At 67.5% G+C, this 15,708-nt stretch carries 19 protein-coding genes; 17 read left to right on the top strand and 2 right to left on the bottom strand.

The window, feature by feature from the left end; genetic code table 11:
- Positions 1–23 precede the first annotated feature (23 nt).
- The 17 genes from EG854_RS07145 (at position 24) to EG854_RS07070 (ending at position 13,031) form a co-directional block, all read left to right on the top strand.
- Positions 24–482, top strand: coding sequence for a DUF4112 domain-containing protein (locus EG854_RS07145; protein ID WP_123287268.1), 459 nt, complete (start codon positions 24–26; stop codon positions 480–482).
- 81 nt (positions 483–563) lie between these two features.
- Positions 564–1,121: a sigma-70 family RNA polymerase sigma factor gene (locus tag EG854_RS07140; protein WP_123287266.1), complete on the top strand. Its 558-nt coding sequence runs from the start codon at positions 564–566 to the stop codon at positions 1,119–1,121.
- Entirely contained in the window at positions 1,118–1,834 is a 717-nt protein-coding gene (locus EG854_RS07135) for an anti-sigma factor domain-containing protein (RefSeq protein ID WP_123287264.1), read from the top strand. Before EG854_RS07140 ends, EG854_RS07135 begins: the two co-directional genes overlap by 4 nt.
- Positions 1,835–2,090: 256 nt before the next feature.
- Positions 2,091–3,485 carry a DUF2793 domain-containing protein gene (locus tag EG854_RS13375; protein ID WP_221403304.1) on the top strand — a complete coding sequence of 465 codons (1,395 nt, stop codon included), beginning with the start codon at positions 2,091–2,093 and terminating at the stop codon, positions 3,483–3,485.
- The gene (locus EG854_RS13125) at positions 3,482–3,646 is read left to right on the top strand and encodes a hypothetical protein (protein WP_164461923.1); all 165 of its coding nucleotides are present in this window, start codon (positions 3,482–3,484) and stop codon (positions 3,644–3,646) included. Before EG854_RS13375 ends, EG854_RS13125 begins: the two co-directional genes overlap by 4 nt.
- Positions 3,643–3,918 carry a hypothetical protein gene (locus EG854_RS07125; RefSeq protein ID WP_241153160.1) on the top strand — a complete coding sequence of 92 codons (276 nt, stop codon included), beginning with the start codon at positions 3,643–3,645 and terminating at the stop codon, positions 3,916–3,918. Before EG854_RS13125 ends, EG854_RS07125 begins: the two co-directional genes overlap by 4 nt.
- Positions 3,915–4,301: a M15 family metallopeptidase gene (locus EG854_RS07120; protein WP_123287262.1), complete on the top strand. Its 387-nt coding sequence runs from the start codon at positions 3,915–3,917 to the stop codon at positions 4,299–4,301. Before EG854_RS07125 ends, EG854_RS07120 begins: the two co-directional genes overlap by 4 nt.
- Positions 4,298–4,792, top strand: coding sequence for a hypothetical protein (locus EG854_RS07115; RefSeq protein ID WP_183211068.1), 495 nt, complete (start codon positions 4,298–4,300; stop codon positions 4,790–4,792). The genes EG854_RS07120 and EG854_RS07115 overlap by 4 nt, the downstream gene beginning before the upstream one ends.
- The gene (locus EG854_RS13370) at positions 4,779–4,901 is read left to right on the top strand and encodes a hypothetical protein (protein ID WP_260155146.1); all 123 of its coding nucleotides are present in this window, start codon (positions 4,779–4,781) and stop codon (positions 4,899–4,901) included. The genes EG854_RS07115 and EG854_RS13370 overlap by 14 nt, the downstream gene beginning before the upstream one ends.
- 209 nt (positions 4,902–5,110) lie before the next feature.
- Complete coding sequence (locus EG854_RS07105; protein WP_123287260.1) at positions 5,111–5,941, top strand: flagellin; 831 nt, start codon at positions 5,111–5,113, stop codon at positions 5,939–5,941.
- 92 nt (positions 5,942–6,033) lie between these two features.
- Entirely contained in the window at positions 6,034–6,315 is a 282-nt protein-coding gene (locus EG854_RS07100; RefSeq protein WP_123287258.1) for a flagellar protein FlaG, read from the top strand.
- Between the two features lie 134 nt (positions 6,316–6,449).
- On the top strand, positions 6,450–7,283 hold the full coding sequence (locus EG854_RS07095) for a flagellin (RefSeq protein WP_123287257.1): 834 nt from the start codon (positions 6,450–6,452) through the stop codon (positions 7,281–7,283).
- Between the two features lie 267 nt (positions 7,284–7,550).
- Complete coding sequence (locus EG854_RS07090) at positions 7,551–10,274, top strand: transcriptional regulator (protein ID WP_123287255.1); 2,724 nt, start codon at positions 7,551–7,553, stop codon at positions 10,272–10,274.
- Between the two features lie 88 nt (positions 10,275–10,362).
- Entirely contained in the window at positions 10,363–11,028 is a 666-nt protein-coding gene (locus EG854_RS07085) for a hypothetical protein (protein ID WP_123287253.1), read from the top strand.
- Positions 11,025–11,468: a hypothetical protein gene (locus EG854_RS07080; RefSeq protein WP_123287251.1), complete on the top strand. Its 444-nt coding sequence runs from the start codon at positions 11,025–11,027 to the stop codon at positions 11,466–11,468. The genes EG854_RS07085 and EG854_RS07080 overlap by 4 nt, the downstream gene beginning before the upstream one ends.
- Before the next feature lie 90 nt (positions 11,469–11,558).
- Complete coding sequence (gene ssb, locus EG854_RS07075) at positions 11,559–12,050, top strand: single-stranded DNA-binding protein (RefSeq protein WP_123287249.1); 492 nt, start codon at positions 11,559–11,561, stop codon at positions 12,048–12,050.
- Between the two features lie 72 nt (positions 12,051–12,122).
- Positions 12,123–13,031, top strand: coding sequence for a DMT family transporter (locus EG854_RS07070; RefSeq protein ID WP_123287247.1), 909 nt, complete (start codon positions 12,123–12,125; stop codon positions 13,029–13,031).
- A gap of 10 nt (positions 13,032–13,041) precedes the next feature.
- On the opposite strand, the gene EG854_RS07065 is transcribed toward EG854_RS07070, so the two are convergent.
- Complete coding sequence (locus EG854_RS07065) at positions 13,042–14,610, bottom strand: alkaline phosphatase D family protein (RefSeq protein ID WP_123287246.1); 1,569 nt, start codon at positions 14,608–14,610, stop codon at positions 13,042–13,044.
- Between the two features lie 742 nt (positions 14,611–15,352).
- Positions 15,353–15,706 carry a DUF305 domain-containing protein gene (locus EG854_RS07055; RefSeq protein ID WP_123287244.1) on the bottom strand — a complete coding sequence of 118 codons (354 nt, stop codon included), beginning with the start codon at positions 15,704–15,706 and terminating at the stop codon, positions 15,353–15,355.
- Positions 15,707–15,708 lie beyond the last annotated feature (2 nt).

Here is a 15,708-nt window from a genome sequence, read left to right as displayed (position 1 = left end):
GGGGAGCGGGGCAGGAGGGCACCATGGTCAAATCGGTCGCTGACGTCGAGAACGTCTGGCTCAGTGTTGAGCGCATCAAGAAGATTTCCGACCGGGTGATCGGTATCGGACCGTTCGGTCTGGGGCTGGACGCGCTTCTGACATGGATCCCGGGTCTGGGCACCATCTACACCGTCGGGGCGGGCGGTTGGCTGATCATCCTGGGCCTGCGGGTCAAGGCAGGGCCCGGGACCCTTGCCCGCATGCTGGGCTATCTGACCGTCGATACGGTGACCGGGACCGTGCCGATTGCGGGCGATGCCATCGACGCCCTGTTCCCGGGTCACCTGCTGGCGGCCAAAGCTCTGCAAAAGCACATTGAATCGACTCACTGGGTCGAGATGTCGGAACGCGAGGCCAGGGATCAGGGGGTCTTTGACACCCACCGCGAGGAAATGAAGCAGGACCGCAAGCTGAAGCGGGTCGTTTATCTGGGCGACTGAGACCGGCTTTGCCGCCCGAAGGGATTGACGAAGCAGGCTCCCCTCCGCCTATTGGCGCCCTTGGGGTCGGCAGGAGACCGAATGACCGCTGTATTCGATCGTGATGCCCTGTCCGAAGCGCTCGGACAGACCGGTCAGGGGGACCGTGCGGCGTTTCGCCGTGTGTATGAAGCGACCTCTGCGAAGCTGATGGGCGTATGCCTGCGTATCTTGTCTGACCGGCAGTTGGCCGAGGACGTGATGCAGGAGATTTATCTGACCGTGTGGAACAAGGCCGCCAGTTTTGACCCCGGCCGCGCCAGTCCCATCACGTGGCTGGTGACGATCGCACGGAACCGGTCGATCGACCGGCTGCGCTCGGGGGCCATCGCGCGCAACAGCGTGCCGGTGGATGCGGCCTATGACCTGGCCGATGGCGCGCCCTCGGCCCTGGACCACATCGAACTGGCGGATGACGCCGGGCGTCTGGGCGTATGCCTCGATGAACTCGACGAAAAGGTCAGCCGCGTTATCCGCACCGCCTTTTTCGAGGGCGTCACCTATGAGGTTCTGGCCCAGCGCGAAGAGACGCCGCTCGGCACGATGAAAAGCTGGATTCGCAGGGGGCTGCTGAAACTGAGGAGCTGTCTGGAACAATGACCGCTTCGAACGACGACGATCGCATCGCGCGGGCCGGCGAATATGCCCTGCGGGTTCTGAGCCCGGCGGAGGAGGCCGCAGCGCGCGCCGAGGCTGCGCGGGACCCCGTATTTGGGGCCGAAGTAGACCGCTGGAATGACCAGCTGAGCCATATGGCGGACGGTATTGCCCCGGTGCAACCGTCGGCAAGCCTGTGGCCGCGCATCCTCGCGGCGACGGGCGGGGCGGCGAACGACAATGCTGTCACCTTCTGGCGCCGCTGGGCCATCGGCTCGACAGGCCTGCTGGCCGCCAGTCTGGCGGCCGTCGCCATCATGATCGCCACGCCTGCGCCTGCGCCCGATCCGGCCACCACGCCGGTCGCCGGGTCGATTACGCGGGTCGCAACGCTCAAGCTGGACAACGGCGTCACCGCCCTGACCCTGGCTTATGACAGCGCCACGGGTGAGCTGTATCTGGCCCCGACGCGCGAGATGGAAGGCGACACGCGGATCCCGCACCTGTGGCTGGTCCTGCCGAACGAGGGCGGCGTGCAACTGGTCGGCGCCATCGACGGTCATGACACCTCGCGGCACAATCTCGAGGGCGTGATCGTGGGTCAGGCCACAGAGGCCATTGCGGTCGCCGTGTCCATGGAAGAGCCGGGTCATACGCCCAATCCGGATCGTCCCGATGGCCCGGTGGTTGCCGAAGGCGAGTTCCAGCCGCTGTAGATCGCATCCGTCCGCGGCGGATCGCCGTAGCTGTGGGTGACGACAGACGGGCATGGCCTCCTTTGTTTGACTGTCGTCCAGCGGGGAGGCGCCCGTCCCTTCCAATGCCTCCCCGCTGCCCCGGGACGGTTGAATGTGCGTGCTGCGCTCCAGACATTTCACCAAAACAACGCGCTCGTCTTTTGGCGCAGCGATCTTCCCGACCGGGTCGCCAGGTTGATCACACTGCTTCCGAGGATTTTTCGGGAGATTGGTGATGAGCGATACGAGCGCACGGCTGGGCCTGCCCTATCTGGCGGCCGGGCAGATGCAGAAACATGTGACCCTGAACGAGGCGCTGACCCGGCTGGATGGTCTGGTGCAGTGCTGCGTCACGAGCCGCAGTCTGGTGACCCAGCCGACCGAGCCCGCGGATGGCGCCCTCTACATCCTGCCGGACGGGGCCGAGGGGGCGGCGTGGTCGCTGCATCCAGCGGGCAGTCTGATGCGGAGGGAAGGCGACGGCTGGATCCGGGTGACCGCTCCAGCCGGGCTGATCGCCGTGATCGTCGATACGGGCGAGATCGTGGTCCGGCACGCGGCGGACTGGACGCCGCTCGCGGCCTTTCTCGGCGAACTTCAGAACCTTGAGCGGCTGGGCATCGGTGCCACAGCGGATGCGGCCAATCCCTTTCTGGCAAAGCTGAACTCGGCGCTGTGGACGGCTCGCGAGACCGGCGACGGTGGCACGGGTGACCTGAGGCTGGTGCTGAACAAGGCCGGTCCGGCCGAGGTGCTGTCGCTGATCCTGCAGAGCGGTTGGTCGGGGCGGGCCGAGCTGGGCCTGATCGGCGAGGATGCCTTTGGCCTGAAGGTCAGCGCCGACGGCTCGGCCTGGACCGAGGCGATGAAGGTCGATCCGGGGACGGGCCGGGTCAGTTTTCCGCGAGGCGCGACCCGACGCGAGGCGACGGTGGTCACCGAGGATGCCAGCTGGTCCCCGCCGGAGTGGGCGCGCTGGATCGAGGCGACGGTCGTGGCGGCCGGCGGTGGCGGAGGTGCCGGTGGCTGGGGGGCGAGCGGGACCGAGCGACCGGGCGGTGGTGGCGGCGGCGGCGGGGGCGTGAGCCACACGGTCTGGGCCACCGACAGCCTGCCGGGTGCGCTGTACCTGACGGTGGGGGTCGGGGGTGCCGCCGGTATGGACGGCGGACTCTCCCGCATCCTGTCAGACGGGGTGCAATTGCTCGCCGCCGGGGGCGGTCAGGGCGGAGCGCCCGGGAGCGCGGGAGGCGAAGCCGGGGCGACAGGTGGCGGTCTCTGGTTCGGCGTCTCGGGCGGTTCCGGGGGCGCGGGAGGCGCCTTGAGCGCAGCCGATGTCATCTCGGCGGCCGACGACGGAGACGCGGGATCAGCCCTGCTGCGCCCGGCCGAGGGCGGTGCGGGCGGAAGTGACGCTCCCGGCAGTTCAGGCACATCGGTCAGCGAGCCGGTTTACGGTCCAGGTGGCGGCGGTGGGGGCGGGGGCGACGCCTCGCTGACTGTCGGCCATGCGGGCGGTGCAGGCGGTCTTTATGGCGCAGGCGGGGGAGGCGGTGGCGCTGGTGTGACGGCGGGCGGCACGGGCGGGGCGGGGGCGGATGGCCTGATCGTTCTGGTGGCGGTCGGATGACCCGGCGCGTGAACACCCGGGCACCGCAGGATCGGGGCCTGCCCCTGCTGGATGCCGAGATGTGGGAGGCCCCGGCCCACCTGACACTGGAAGACTGTCTGGACGAGATCGCCGGCGAGTTGGGTGGCCCGGAGCGTAGAGAAAGGGAGGACGAGCTTTGAACGATACCCCGACCCTGAACACACAGGACGCATCGCTGGCCGAAGGACGTTGGCTGTGGCGGCGGCTGTTCGTCTTTCTGACCAGTCTGGCGCTGTGGGCGCTGGTGCACCGGGCGGTCGAGCGGGCGCCGGTTGAGGCCCTGCCCGACATTGTCGAACGGCTGTTGATGCTGATCGCCCTGATCACCCTGCTGTATCTGGTGGCGCCGACCGCCCAGCAGCTGGTGGCGCTGAGCGTGCGATTCCGGATCGGGGCGGGAGGTCGGCCATGAGCTTTCGCTTTTCCGCCCGCTCGCGCCGCGCGCTGGCGGGGGTTCACCCCGATCTGGTTGCCGTGGCCGGGGCGGCCCTGGCGCTGTCGCCTGTCGACTTCATGGTGACCGAGGGCCTGCGGTCCCCGGCGCGACAGGCGGCACTGGTCAAGGCCGGGGCCAGCCGGACGCTCAACTCGCGCCATCTGACCGGGCACGCGGTGGACGTCGCGGCGGTCATTGATGGACAGGTGCGGTGGGACTGGCCGCTGTATCCCCGGATTGCCGCCGCCTTCAAACAGGCCGCGCGCGAGCGCGGCGTGAAGATCGTCTGGGGTGGAGACTGGCCGCGCCTGCGCGACGGTCCGCATTTCGAGCTGGACCGGAAGGTCTATCCAGCATGAGGGCGCTGCGGTCGTGGAGCTGGGTCATCGTCGGCCTGGTCGCTGTCGGGCTGGTGCTGGCAGCGGGGCGTGGGCTGGGCCTGCGCTGGGACCCGTTCGATCTGCAGGGGCGCAGGCTGGAGGCGGCCCGGTCCCGGGCGGTCGCAGCTGAGGCTGACGCCCATGCCCGTCGGGCCGAGCGGGACGGCGACCGCATGGTCAGCCGCGAGACCGAAACTGTCCGTCAAACCGAAATCGAGGTCGGGCGCGTGACCGCCACGGCCATCCAGCAAGCAAGAGAGGCCGATGATGCCGACGTTCCCCTGGCGCCCGATCGGGTGCGCCGTCTTGATGACCATGACCGCGAGCTGTGCCGGCACGCGCCCGCCCTCTGTGCCGGAGCCGGTACGCCTGACCCTGCCGGTCGAGGCGACGCGGCCCTGCCGCCTCGTCACGCTGGGACCATCGCCCACGCTCGCGGATCTGGAGACGGCCTATATGGCGCGCGGTGAGGCTCTGGTGGCCTGTGATGCGGCGCGTCGACTGGCGGTCGCGACCCTGATGGCCGAACGGGCGGCACAGGCCGTGGCCGAAGGCTCGAACCGGCAAAAATTGCCGTGAGCCCGGCAGTTTCTGCCGTTTTTTGGTCGAGCCCGGCAGAAACTGCCGGGTCAGAGGCGTGGTTAAGGCAACCTAACGTATATAATACAATGACTTGGGATTTGGCCCCGAAAGGCGGCGGTGGCGCTGGTCTTGCTTGTCAGTGAACCGAGCAAAATGCTCCCGGCAGCCAAAATGGCGTCGGACACCTTGAAACAAGGAATATCGGTATGCCGCTGAACAGCGTCAACACGAACACGGGCGCCATGATCGCCCTGCAGAACCTGCAATCCACCAATGCCGAACTCGGTGTGGTCCAGTCGCGCATCAACACCGGCAAGAAGGTGTCGAACGCCAAGGACAACGGCGCCATCTGGGCCATCGCCCAGGGCCAGCGTTCGGAAATCGGTGCCCTGAACGCCGTCAAGGACAGCCTGCAACGCGGCCAATCCGCCGTTGACGTCGGCATTGCCGCCGGCGAGTCGGTCTCCGAGCTACTGATCCAGCTGAAGGAAAAGGCTCTGGCGGCCAGCGACACCTCGCTGACGACCTCCGCCCGCAGCGCCCTGAACGAAGACTTCAAGTCGATCCGTGACCAGATCACGACCGTCGTCTCGAATGCCAAGTTCAACGGCGTCAACCTGCTGGACAACTCGATGACGGCGGGCTTCAAGGCTCTGTCGAATGCGACCGGGTCGACCATCACGGTGCAGGATGAAAACCTGTCCCTGGGTGGCGCCAATGTGACCCTGTCCGCCACGGCAACCATCGGCACCTCGACCCTCGCAGCCACGGCTCTGGGTGTGATCAACACCTCGATCGACAATGTCTCCGGCGCTCTCGCGCGTCTGGGCACGGGTTCCAACTCCCTCAGCACTCACCTGAAGTTCGTGAGCAAGCTGCAGGACAGCCTGGAAACCGGCGTGGGCAACCTGGTCGATGCCGATCTGGCCAAGGAAAGCGCCCGACTGCAAGCGCTGCAAACCAAGCAACAGCTGGGTGTGCAGGCTCTGTCGATCGCCAACTCCTCGACCTCCATCCTGCTCGGACTGTTCCGCTAAGGAGCGATCTCAGGGGCGGGGGCGTTCGCGTCCCCGCCCCGTCGTCCGAGCCTTGAACCGGAGACGTCGGCTCAATCCCGACGCAGGGAGACATGGATACACATGCGAAGATAAGGCCCATCAACGCGACCGTTGCCCCCGCGGGTTCTGCCGCCGGGGGTGATTTCAACCAGTCCCGCGCCTCTCAAGAGGCAGACAGGGCGGCCCGCTACAAACTGGTTATCGAGCAAGGCGCCCGCAAAGGCGTCTTTATCTACAAGGTGCTCGACCGTGAGACCGGTGAAGTGGTGCGCCAGCTGCCCCGGGAAGAGGTAATCCGGTTGAAGGACCAGAACGGCTATGCGGCCGGCGCGGTGATCGACACCACCGCCTGAGGGGTCAGCATTTCAGTTCTCAGGCCACGCAGGGGGTGCCCAGCGTGGTTAAACGTCGTGGTTATCGCGCGTTAACCATGTGCAAATGAAATCATCCCTAGCCTGTCGTCATATCAGCGAGAGGCCCGATTCGGATGACGAACAGCGTCCACACCAATACGTCAGCGGCAATCGCCCTGCAGAACCTGACCACGACCAACAATCGGTTGAGCGATGTCCAGGGCCGGATCAGCACCGGGCTGAAGGTTCAGGGCGCCAAGGACAATGCCGCCATCTGGGCCATCGCCCAGGGGCAGCGCGCCGACATCGGCGCCCTCTCGGCCGTCAAGCAGAGCCTGGATCGCGCGACCTCGATCGCGGATGTCGCCCTGTCGGCCGGTGAGTCCGTTTCCGACCTGCTGAACCAGCTCAAGGAAAAGGTCGTCGCGGCCAAGGATGAGTCGCTGGGCACCCAGTCCCGCAAGCTTCTGGATGCCGACTTCAAGGCCCTGCTGCGCGCGCTTCAGTCCTCGGTTCAGAACGCCAGCTTCGATGGCGGCAACATCCTGAACGGCAGCCTGTCCAACGGCATCAAATTCCTGGCCAATGCCGACGCCAGCTCATCGATCACCCTGTCCAGCAAGGATCTGAGCCTGAGCGGCTCGATCATCAGTCTGTCGCTGTCGGATTCGCTGCTGACCCTGACCGGGGCGACCAACGCCCTGACGGCTCTGGACAGCTCGATCACCGCGCTGAACTCGGCGCTGGGTGAGATCGGGGCGCAGGCCAAGCAGATCGAGGCGCACAACACCTTCGTAACCAAGTTGGTCGATACGCTGGAGTCGGGTGTCGGCAATCTGGTCGATGCCGATCTGGCCAAGGAGAGCGCCCGGCTTCAGGCCCTTCAGGTCCAGCAGCAGCTGGGAGCCCAAGCCCTGTCGATCGCCAACCAGGCGCCGCAGGTCATCTTGTCGCTGTTCCGCAGCTAGGGCATCTGCCCCGCTGATTACCCTTGTCAGGGCAGGCCGGAGCGTCCGATCAGAATCGGGGCCGGTCGGCTCCGACGCTCGGTCCGGCTGGTGAAGCCGTACAGGGACAGGAATGAATACAGCAGCCTACTCAACACAACCATGGACGTAAGCTCCATCGGGCCGTTTCAGCGAACGTGCCATTAACCCTTAGGACGATTCGGGGTTCCGTGGACGGACGTTAACGCTTCATTGCGACGCAGCCGTCAGGGTGGCGAAGAGCACGCCATGATCGACAACAGCTATCTTCTGGGCCTGTTCGGAGGCACTTCGACCTTCTCCTCTGGAGGAGCGCTTGGCGCGTCCGCGCTCGCCCCGAAAAAGGCCCAGCCGACACCGCCCTGGTCGTCCGGTGCCGTCGTCCCTGAGGCGGATACGCTGGTCCGCTCGGCGCTGGGCGGTCGACGCCTGATTGATGAGAATGCGGCCAAGCTGGATGTGACCTCGGCGTCCGAGGATTACCGCCGTCTGTTCGCCCTCTATCAGGGGCTGGAAAGCCTGAACGCCCTCGCCAACCGGGCCGGGGTCAAGGGCGTCAGCAGCACGGAGCTGTCGCTGATCACCAAGCGGTTTGATCAGGGCCTCAAGGAAATCAGCAGCTATGTCGCCTCGGCCCCGCTCCAGGACGTGCGGCTGGTCGCCGGGGTCACCGAGTCGCTCAGCAAGACCAGTGCCGGTGTACGGCGGGACTCTGCCATCTCGATCACTTCGCCCATCCACGAGGGCGATGTCGCGAGCCCGGTGACGGCGTTCGAGGGCGCGGTCGTCTTCGACATCAACGTCAAACGGCTGAATGACACCCATACAGTCCGGATCGACCTGTCCGAGATGGGCACCGCGCCGCGCACCCTGGGGGCGGTGACGGCCCATATCAACGACAAGCTTCAGGCTGCCGGTCTGGAGACACGGATCGGGCGAGAGCGGCAGGCGGCGGAGGTCCGCACCCTGCAGGTCGGCGGCCGCACCGTGACCCTGCCGGCGGGCCCGGACCTGTGGTCGCTGGCCATACGCGGGGTGTCGACTGAGGCTGTGTCCTTCTCGGCGCCAGATCCGTCGGACGCCGTCTATGTGGTGCAGGGAACGGGGACCGGCGGGGCCCATGAGGTGCTGAAGTTCCAGGCCGATACGGCGACCGCCGCGACGCCGGCCAGCGCCCGTATCGGCGAGACGCAATGGATCGACGGGCGCGTGTCCCAGACGCCGCTGCCCGAGGGCATCAAGACCGTCCGGGCCAGCGCGACCGGGCCGGACGGCGCCCTGTGGCTGGTGGCCGATATGGAGGAAGGCCCGGGCAATCTGCCGATCAAGGGCCAGTCCGATGTCGCCCTGATCAAGCTGGACTCCGCAGGCCGCGTGGTCAGCACCCGGGCACTGGGCGCTGCCGATCAGGCGTCCGGCTATGCGCTGGCGGTCGACGATGCGGGACGGGTCGCCGTCGCGGGCTCGGTGACCGGCTCCCTTATACCTGGCCAGAGCGGCGATGTGGCCGGGGAGCTCGACAGCTTCGTCACAATGTACGACGCCAATGGTCAGGAACTCTGGACCCAGCGTCGCGGCGCACGGGCCGCGGACGAGGCCACTGGAGTGAAATTCAGCGCGGATGGCCAGGTGATCGTCACGGGCCGTGCGAAGTCGGCCATGCCGGGCGCGGCCGGGATCGGGGGCTGGGACTCCTATGTGCAGGCCTTCACCAGCAGCCAGCCCTATCCGACCGCAGCCTGGACCGCGACGGTCGACGGGACCGTCCAGTTCGGCAGTACGGGCGATGATGCCGTCCAGGCGACGGCGGTCAACGGCAACAGCCTCTATACCGCCGGGGAGGAAGACGGACGTCTGATCGTGCGCCGTTTCCAGCTGACAGCCGGGGGCGAGCCGCAGCTACTGTCAACGCGCGACCTCGGGGTCATGAACGGTTCGGTCAAGGGTCTGCAGGTCGATCAGGGGCAGGTGATCGTCGCGGGTGTCACCCGCAATGCGGCGCTGGACGTCGGAACCGTCAATCAGGCGCACAACGGCGGGCTCGATGCCTTTGTCGCCGTGCTGTCGGAGGATCTGACGGCATCCGGCGCCGAGCGGCTGACCTATATCGGCACCGAGAATGAGGATGCGGTCTCGGACGTCAAGCTGCTGGACGGCAAGCTGTGGATGACCGGGACGTCTGCCCGCTCGGTGACGGCCGAGGACGACGATCCCGTGCAGGGCTATCTCAGTCGCGTTGATCCGCTGACCGGGGTCGTCGAGTGGAGCCGCAGCTGGGCCGGACAGAATGAGCAGGCGGCGCCGCTCACCCTGGCGGTCGCCAGCGGGGCCAGCAGTGTGCTGGACCGACTGGGCCTGCCCTCCGGAGAGATTGTGCAGAGCGAGTCCAAGAAGCTGGTCGATGCCACCGCGCTGCGCGTGGGTGACCGGTTCTCGGTGGTGCCGGCCTCGGGCGGACGGGCGGTGGCGGTGACCATTGATGCTCGCGATACCCTTCAGACCCTGGCGCGCAAGATCGAGCTGGCATCCGGCGCTCGCCTCAAGGTCACGGTCGCCTCGGAGAGTGCTCCGGCGGAGAATGCCCGCGAGGGGCTGAATGCGGTGCTGGCGGGGGTGCAGCGTCTGTCGATCACTGCCCGCGATGGCCGCGAGGGCGCGGTTCTGGTGTCGGGTGAGCCAGGGCGCGATGCCCTTGCCGGTCTGGGCCTTTCCGCAGGCTTCATCGGACCGACGGCGACCAAGGATGGTCCCAGGACCTTCGGGCTGGATCTGCCCCAGGCGCTGAGCCTGCTGACCGAGGAGGCCCGCACCGCATCAGGAGAGCGCCTGCAGGCCGCAATGAAGGCGGTCCGCGACGCCTATCGGTCGCTGGCCCCCGCATCGACCAGCAATGCGACCTCCGGGCCGGTTCCTGCCTATCTTACGGCTCAGTTGGCAAACTATCAGGCGGCCTTGGCCCGACTGGGTGGCTAAGACGGTGGATCGGGCCGAAGGCGGTTGACGCCAGAGGGCCGGTCGGGGTTATTGGTTGCCTTCGCTAGTTCCTGTCGAGCCCCGCCGCATGGCCACCCCTCCTGATAACCGTATCATCCTGGCGATCGGTGCCGGTCTGGCCGTGATCGCGGCCATTGTGCTGGCGCTGATCTTCACACGCGGCGGCGGCGAAGAGGCGCCGGAGGGCCCCAGGGGCAACCTTCAGGTCGACGTGGCCGAGCCTCAATCGCTGGAGCCGACGCGCGAACTGCGCTGCTTCGTCGAGGGGCAGTTCGTCGGCATGCTGACGCTGGATCAATGCGCCCAGCGCAATGGTCTGGCGACCGAGGCCCTGGATGTCGGCCTCGACGAAACCGGTGCCTTGGTTGCGGCCCCGACCGCGTCGCTGGCGCCGCCGCCGACCCTGCCCCCGATCGAGGTCGAGGACGTCCCGCCGATCGTCGAGACGCCGGTTGAGCGCGCCGAAGCCCCCTCGGGCCCGACGGCGGCCTGTCTGCGCCACACGGGATCGGACTGGCGCTCGCTGTCCAGTTCCATGGGCCGGGAGGCCTGTGTGCAGCTTCTGTATTCGGGCACCTGTGTGCGCCCCGGTGAGGCGCGGTACGGGCGGTGGGGTGACCTGACCCTGCGGCTGGTGCCCGGGCGGGTGGAACAGTCCTCGGACAACGCCAACTTCCGCACCCTGGCCGAGCAGGACCGCAGGACCTGCACCTTCCCGGGGATGGGCGGATGAGAGCGCTTCTTTCAACGATGATCCTGGGTGCGGCGACGGCCGGTCTGGCGGCCTGCACCAATGCGTTCGAGGCGCCCTATGACGCGGGGGTCTGCTACTATGTCGTCCCCGGCGAGACCGAGGGCGAGGCCCCCAAGTTGAATGTCGTGGCGCGCGACCAGCCCCAGATCGAACTGTGCGCCGCGCGGCTCGAGGAGATGCGGGTCCGGTTCCTGCGGATGGGCGGCACGAACCGCGAGATCATCGGGGCCTATCAGGGGCAGTTCATCTTCATCGACCCGCAGGGCGTGAAGTTCGGCAAGACCCTGACCGGGGCGCGCTTCTTCGCCCTGGCCCGCACCGGCGACGGGCGGCTGGCCGTTCCGGGCGCCATCGTGCGCGACGAGGACGGGCGCCCCGTGGCGGTGGCCGAAAATCCGCCGGCCGCCCCGGCCCAATAGTCCCGCGTGGCTTGACGCCAGCCGCCTGGCAGGCGAGAACATTAACAGAACAAATGGCCCGCGAGAGGGTCCGAGAAACGGAGTTGGAAGATGGCGGGCAGCGTCAACAAGGTCATTCTGATCGGCAATCTGGGCAAGGACCCCGAGATCCGCACCCTCAACAGCGGCGACCGGGTCTGCAATCTGCGGATCGCGACGTCCGAGTCCTGGCGCGACAAGACCTCTGGCGAGCGCAAGGAGAAGACCGAGTGGCACCAGGTGGTCATCTTCAACGAGAACATCGTCAAGGTGGCCGAGAACTACCTGAAGAAGGGCTCGACCGTGTACATTGAGGGCGCGCTGACGACCCGCAAGTACACCGACCAGCAGGGCATCGAGAAGTATACGACCGAGGTCGTGATCCAGCGCTTCACCGGCAATCTGACCATGCTGGGCGGTCGCGGTGACGGCGGCGGTTCGGGCGGCGGCGGCGGCGGCGGTCGCGGGGACGATGACTACGGCTCGGGATTCTCCTCGGGGGGCCAGTCGCGCCCGTCGGGTCCGAAGGAGAACTACGACCTCAACGACGACATCCCCTTCTAGGTCACAGGCCCTGAAACCGTCCGTCACCGCTGTTGACGGGCGGACGGGGCGGAACTGTGCCAAGAGCGGCGCGTGACCCAGACCCGCCCCCTGATTCCCCACAATCTGAGCCTGCTGGAGATCGCGGCCATCGTCGCCGTGATCGTCATCTGGGGCGTGAACAACGCCGCGGCCAAGGTGGCGACCGACTCCCTGCCGCCGCTGATGACGGGGTCGATGCGGTTCGCCCTGACGGCCCTGTGCCTGACCGCCTTCATCCGCCCGCCGTTTCCGAACTGGAAGAGCCTGCTGCTGATCGTGGGGGTGGGCGGGCCGCTGCATTACGGCTTGATCTATGTGGCCTTCTGGCTGGCGGATGACGTCAGTCCGGTGTCGGTGGCGGCCCAGCTGTGGATCCCGTTCACGGCCCTGTTCGCCTTCCTCCTGCTGGGCGAGCGGCTGAAGCGGCCGGCGCTGGCAGGGCTGGCGGTGGCCTTCGTCGGCGTGGTGTGGATGTCGGCCGACCCCCATGTGCTGCAGGACTGGGACGCCATCCTGGTCGGCATCGGCGCGGCGGCGGCCTGGGCCCTGACGACGGTGATCGCGCGGCGCACGACCTCGATCCCGCCGCTGAAGATGCAGGGCCTGCTGGCCGCGGTGACCATGCCGGTGCTGGCGCTGGCCTCGTTCGCCTTTGAGCGGGACCAGATGGCGGCGGCCATGAGTGCCCCGCCGATCGCTTGGGCCTCGGTGCTGTGGGGCGGGCTGGCCTCGTCTGTCGTGGCCACCACCCTGGTCTTCTGGCTGGTCCAGCGGCGCGAGGCCGGGCGCGTGACCCCCTATCTGCTGGCGACGCCGGTGGTGTCGATCCTGATCGGCTGGGGCCTGATGGGCGATGTGCTGACGCCCCAGATCCTGACCGGGGCGGCCCTGACCATGGGCGGAGTGGCGATCGTCGCCCTGGCCGAGCGCGGCCTTCGCGCCGGAGCGGCGAAGGCCTAGGCCTGATCCCTTAAGCCGGCACCACGCGCGGATCGCCCGACGCGACGGCGAAGGTCGCCCGGGTCGACAGCGTGCCCGACCGGTCCGACACCTTGTCCAGCACCTTGAACTCGGTCTGCCAACGCTCGGCGGTCACGTCGCAGACGGCGTAGCCCCGCTGGGCATTGTTGAACTTGAGGAAGGGGTTGTCCTCCAGATAGCGGCGGCCGTCGGCGCGCTGGTCGGTGCCGTCGCCCGAGGAGCTGATCGATGTGGTGACGAACTCGCTGGCCACCGGGGCCCCGGACGGATCGCGGCCGTCGATGTGCAACTCGCCGGCATAGTTCTGATGCTCGTCGCCGGTCAGGACGACGAGGTTGTCGATACGCCGGTCGCGCACGCGCTCCAGCAGGCGGCGGCGCGGGATGGCATAGCCGGCCCAGGTGTCCAGGTTGAAGCCCAGATCGGGGCCTTCCTTGCGGTCTAGGTCCATGACCATGATCTGCTGGGCCAGCACCTTCCAGCGGGCCTGTGAGCGGTCGAGGTTGCGGTACAGCCACTGTTCCTGGGCCTCACCCAGCACCTGGGCGTTGCGGTCGCTGACCCCGGCGCAGCTGTTCGCCCAACTGTCGTCGCAGGGCTGGTCCGAGCGGTACTGGCGCGTGTCCAGCAGATTGAGGTCCAGCAGATTGCCCCAGCCGGCCTGACGATAGAGCTGCAGCGAGGAGCCCTTGGGGAAGGCCGAGCGGCGCACCGGCATATTCTCGTACCAGGCCTGCATGGCGGCCTGCTGGCGCAGCATGAAGACCTCGGGCGGGGTGCCGTCCTGATCGAGGGCCGAGACCCAGTTGTTGTCGATCTCGTGGTCGTCCCAGGTGCAGAACCAGGCGGTCGAGGCGTGGCTGGCCTGAAGGTCGGCGTCCATCTTGTACTGGGCATAGCGGCGCCGGTAGTCGTCGAGGCTGTAGACCTCTCCGCCCAGATGCTGGCGCGGGTTCTCGAAGGTGCCGCCCGAGCCGTTGTAGAGGCGGCTGCCTCGACCCTCATAGATGTAGTCGCCGTAGCAATAGATGAAGTCGAACCGCTCGTCGGCGGCCTTGCGGTGGGCGGTGTAGAAGCCCTGCTCATAGGCCTGACAGCCCAGCACACCGAACCGGGCGCGGTCGATGGTGGCGCCGGCGGCAGGGGCGGTCACGGCGCGGCCGATGGCGCTGCGCTCACGCCCCGCGACGAAACGGTAGAAATAGGGACGGCCGGGCTCAAGACCCTCGACCTCGACATGGACGGCATGGCCCAGCTCGGGCCGGGCCATGGCTTCGCCCGAGCGGACCGGGCTGGAGAAGCCGGTGTCGGTGGAGACCTCCCACTTCACCGGCACAGCGGCCGAGGGCATGCCGTGCCCGATCTCGAGCGGGTTGGGTGCCAGCCGCGTCCAGATGACGAAGCCGTCGGGCAGCGGGTCGCCTGAGGCGACGCCCAGCTGGAACGGATAGTCGATGAAGATCGGATCGGCGACCGCCTGCCGGGCCCCCGACAGCGCCATCCCCCCCATGCCGAGGGACAGCATCATCTGACGACGGGACAGGGCGGGCAGGCGCATGGGTAAGGCTCCGGAAGGGCAGGGCGGTCAGGCTAGAGCCCGATTGTGACGGCTGATGCGGGGTGAGGGGAGGGGGAGGGCGGGAATTCAGACGGTGGAAGGTGGGGAAAAACACCGTCTGAATGGTCTGAAGGGTCTGAAACTGGGGAAGCGGGTCGGGTGTTTTTCCTTCTCCCGATGGGAGAAGGTGGCGCGTGAGCGCCGGATGAGGGGTGGCGCTGTCCGTCGGCGAACGCCGTGGCAGGACCAGTGCGACGGCTCACGCCGAAGGACACGGTGAACCCCTCACCCCCTACCCCCTCTCCCGACGGAGAGGGGGTAAGAAACACCGTCTGAACCGTCTGAACCGTCTGAACCGTCTGAACCGTCTGAACCGTCTGAACCGTCTGAATGGTCTGGAATGGCTGCGCCTCCGTCGACCGGTCTATGGCAACCGGACAGTATGGGTGACCTCGGGACCAGGGCGCGCAGAACGGTGCGGGAGGCGGTGGGGGTGTTGAAAGAGCGGGGGAATTCGGGGGCGGGCCTTATAGTTGAACGCCCGAGCCCAGCATTCCCGGCCCTTCTCCCCTTGCGGGAGAAGGTGGGCCGCGTGAGCGGCTCGGATGAGGGGTTTCTCAGAGGGTTGGCGATTTGATTGCATTGCCCGGCGCTGTGAGGGGCCGACCGCAATGTGACCCCTCATCCGCCCCCTTCTCAGGGGGCACCTTCTCCCACAAGGGGAGAAGGGCACGAGGGCTGCCTACCGCCCCGCCTGCCAGGCGCGCAGCTCGGCGAGTTCCGTGGTGTGGGTGTCGAGGGTGGTCTGGGCGAGGCGGCGAAGGTCCGGATCCTGCGACTGATCGAGGACACTGCGGGCCGTGGCGATGGCCGCTTCGTGGTCGGCGATCAGGGCCGAGGCGAGGGCCAGGTCGGCAGAGGGCGCGACGGGGGCCGGGGCCGGGGTCTGGCGCTGCTGTTCCTCGGTGGTCTTGAGCGCCGCCGCGTGCCGTTCGGCCGAGGCGTCGCGCAGGGCCTGCTGGACCGGATCGCCGCCGCCGTCGCAGGCGGAGAGGGCCAGGGCGAGGGCGGGGAGGGCGATCAGGGCCAGACGCATCG

The organism is Brevundimonas halotolerans (genome assembly GCF_003730275.1).
Lineage (GTDB): Bacteria > Pseudomonadota > Alphaproteobacteria > Caulobacterales > Caulobacteraceae > Brevundimonas > Brevundimonas halotolerans.
The sequence above is the reverse complement of the archived record's forward strand: the minus strand, read 5'-3'. Positions and strand labels throughout refer to the sequence as shown.

Bases quoted from the DNA above. Each gene is read 5' to 3' on its own strand.
- EG854_RS07145 (WP_123287268.1), top strand. From the start codon at position 24: ATGGTCAAATCGGTCGCTGACGTCGAGAACGTCTGGCTCAGTGTTGAG.
- EG854_RS07140 (WP_123287266.1), top strand. From the start codon at position 564: ATGACCGCTGTATTCGATCGTGATGCCCTGTCCGAAGCGCTCGGACAG.
- EG854_RS07135 (WP_123287264.1), top strand. From the start codon at position 1,118: ATGACCGCTTCGAACGACGACGATCGCATCGCGCGGGCCGGCGAATAT.
- EG854_RS13375 (WP_221403304.1), top strand. From the start codon at position 2,091: ATGAGCGATACGAGCGCACGGCTGGGCCTGCCCTATCTGGCGGCCGGG.
- EG854_RS13125 (WP_164461923.1), top strand. From the start codon at position 3,482: ATGACCCGGCGCGTGAACACCCGGGCACCGCAGGATCGGGGCCTGCCC.
- EG854_RS07120 (WP_123287262.1), top strand. From the start codon at position 3,915: ATGAGCTTTCGCTTTTCCGCCCGCTCGCGCCGCGCGCTGGCGGGGGTT.
- EG854_RS07115 (WP_183211068.1), top strand. From the start codon at position 4,298: ATGAGGGCGCTGCGGTCGTGGAGCTGGGTCATCGTCGGCCTGGTCGCT.
- EG854_RS13370 (WP_260155146.1), top strand. From the start codon at position 4,779: ATGGCGCGCGGTGAGGCTCTGGTGGCCTGTGATGCGGCGCGTCGACTG.
- EG854_RS07105 (WP_123287260.1), top strand. From the start codon at position 5,111: ATGCCGCTGAACAGCGTCAACACGAACACGGGCGCCATGATCGCCCTG.
- EG854_RS07100 (WP_123287258.1), top strand. From the start codon at position 6,034: ATGGATACACATGCGAAGATAAGGCCCATCAACGCGACCGTTGCCCCC.
- EG854_RS07095 (WP_123287257.1), top strand. From the start codon at position 6,450: ATGACGAACAGCGTCCACACCAATACGTCAGCGGCAATCGCCCTGCAG.
- EG854_RS07090 (WP_123287255.1), top strand. From the start codon at position 7,551: ATGATCGACAACAGCTATCTTCTGGGCCTGTTCGGAGGCACTTCGACC.
- EG854_RS07085 (WP_123287253.1), top strand. From the start codon at position 10,363: ATGGCCACCCCTCCTGATAACCGTATCATCCTGGCGATCGGTGCCGGT.
- EG854_RS07080 (WP_123287251.1), top strand. From the start codon at position 11,025: ATGAGAGCGCTTCTTTCAACGATGATCCTGGGTGCGGCGACGGCCGGT.
- ssb (WP_123287249.1), top strand. From the start codon at position 11,559: ATGGCGGGCAGCGTCAACAAGGTCATTCTGATCGGCAATCTGGGCAAG.
- EG854_RS07065 (WP_123287246.1), bottom strand. From the start codon at position 14,610: ATGCGCCTGCCCGCCCTGTCCCGTCGTCAGATGATGCTGTCCCTCGGC.
- EG854_RS07055 (WP_123287244.1), bottom strand. From the start codon at position 15,706: ATGCGTCTGGCCCTGATCGCCCTCCCCGCCCTCGCCCTGGCCCTCTCC.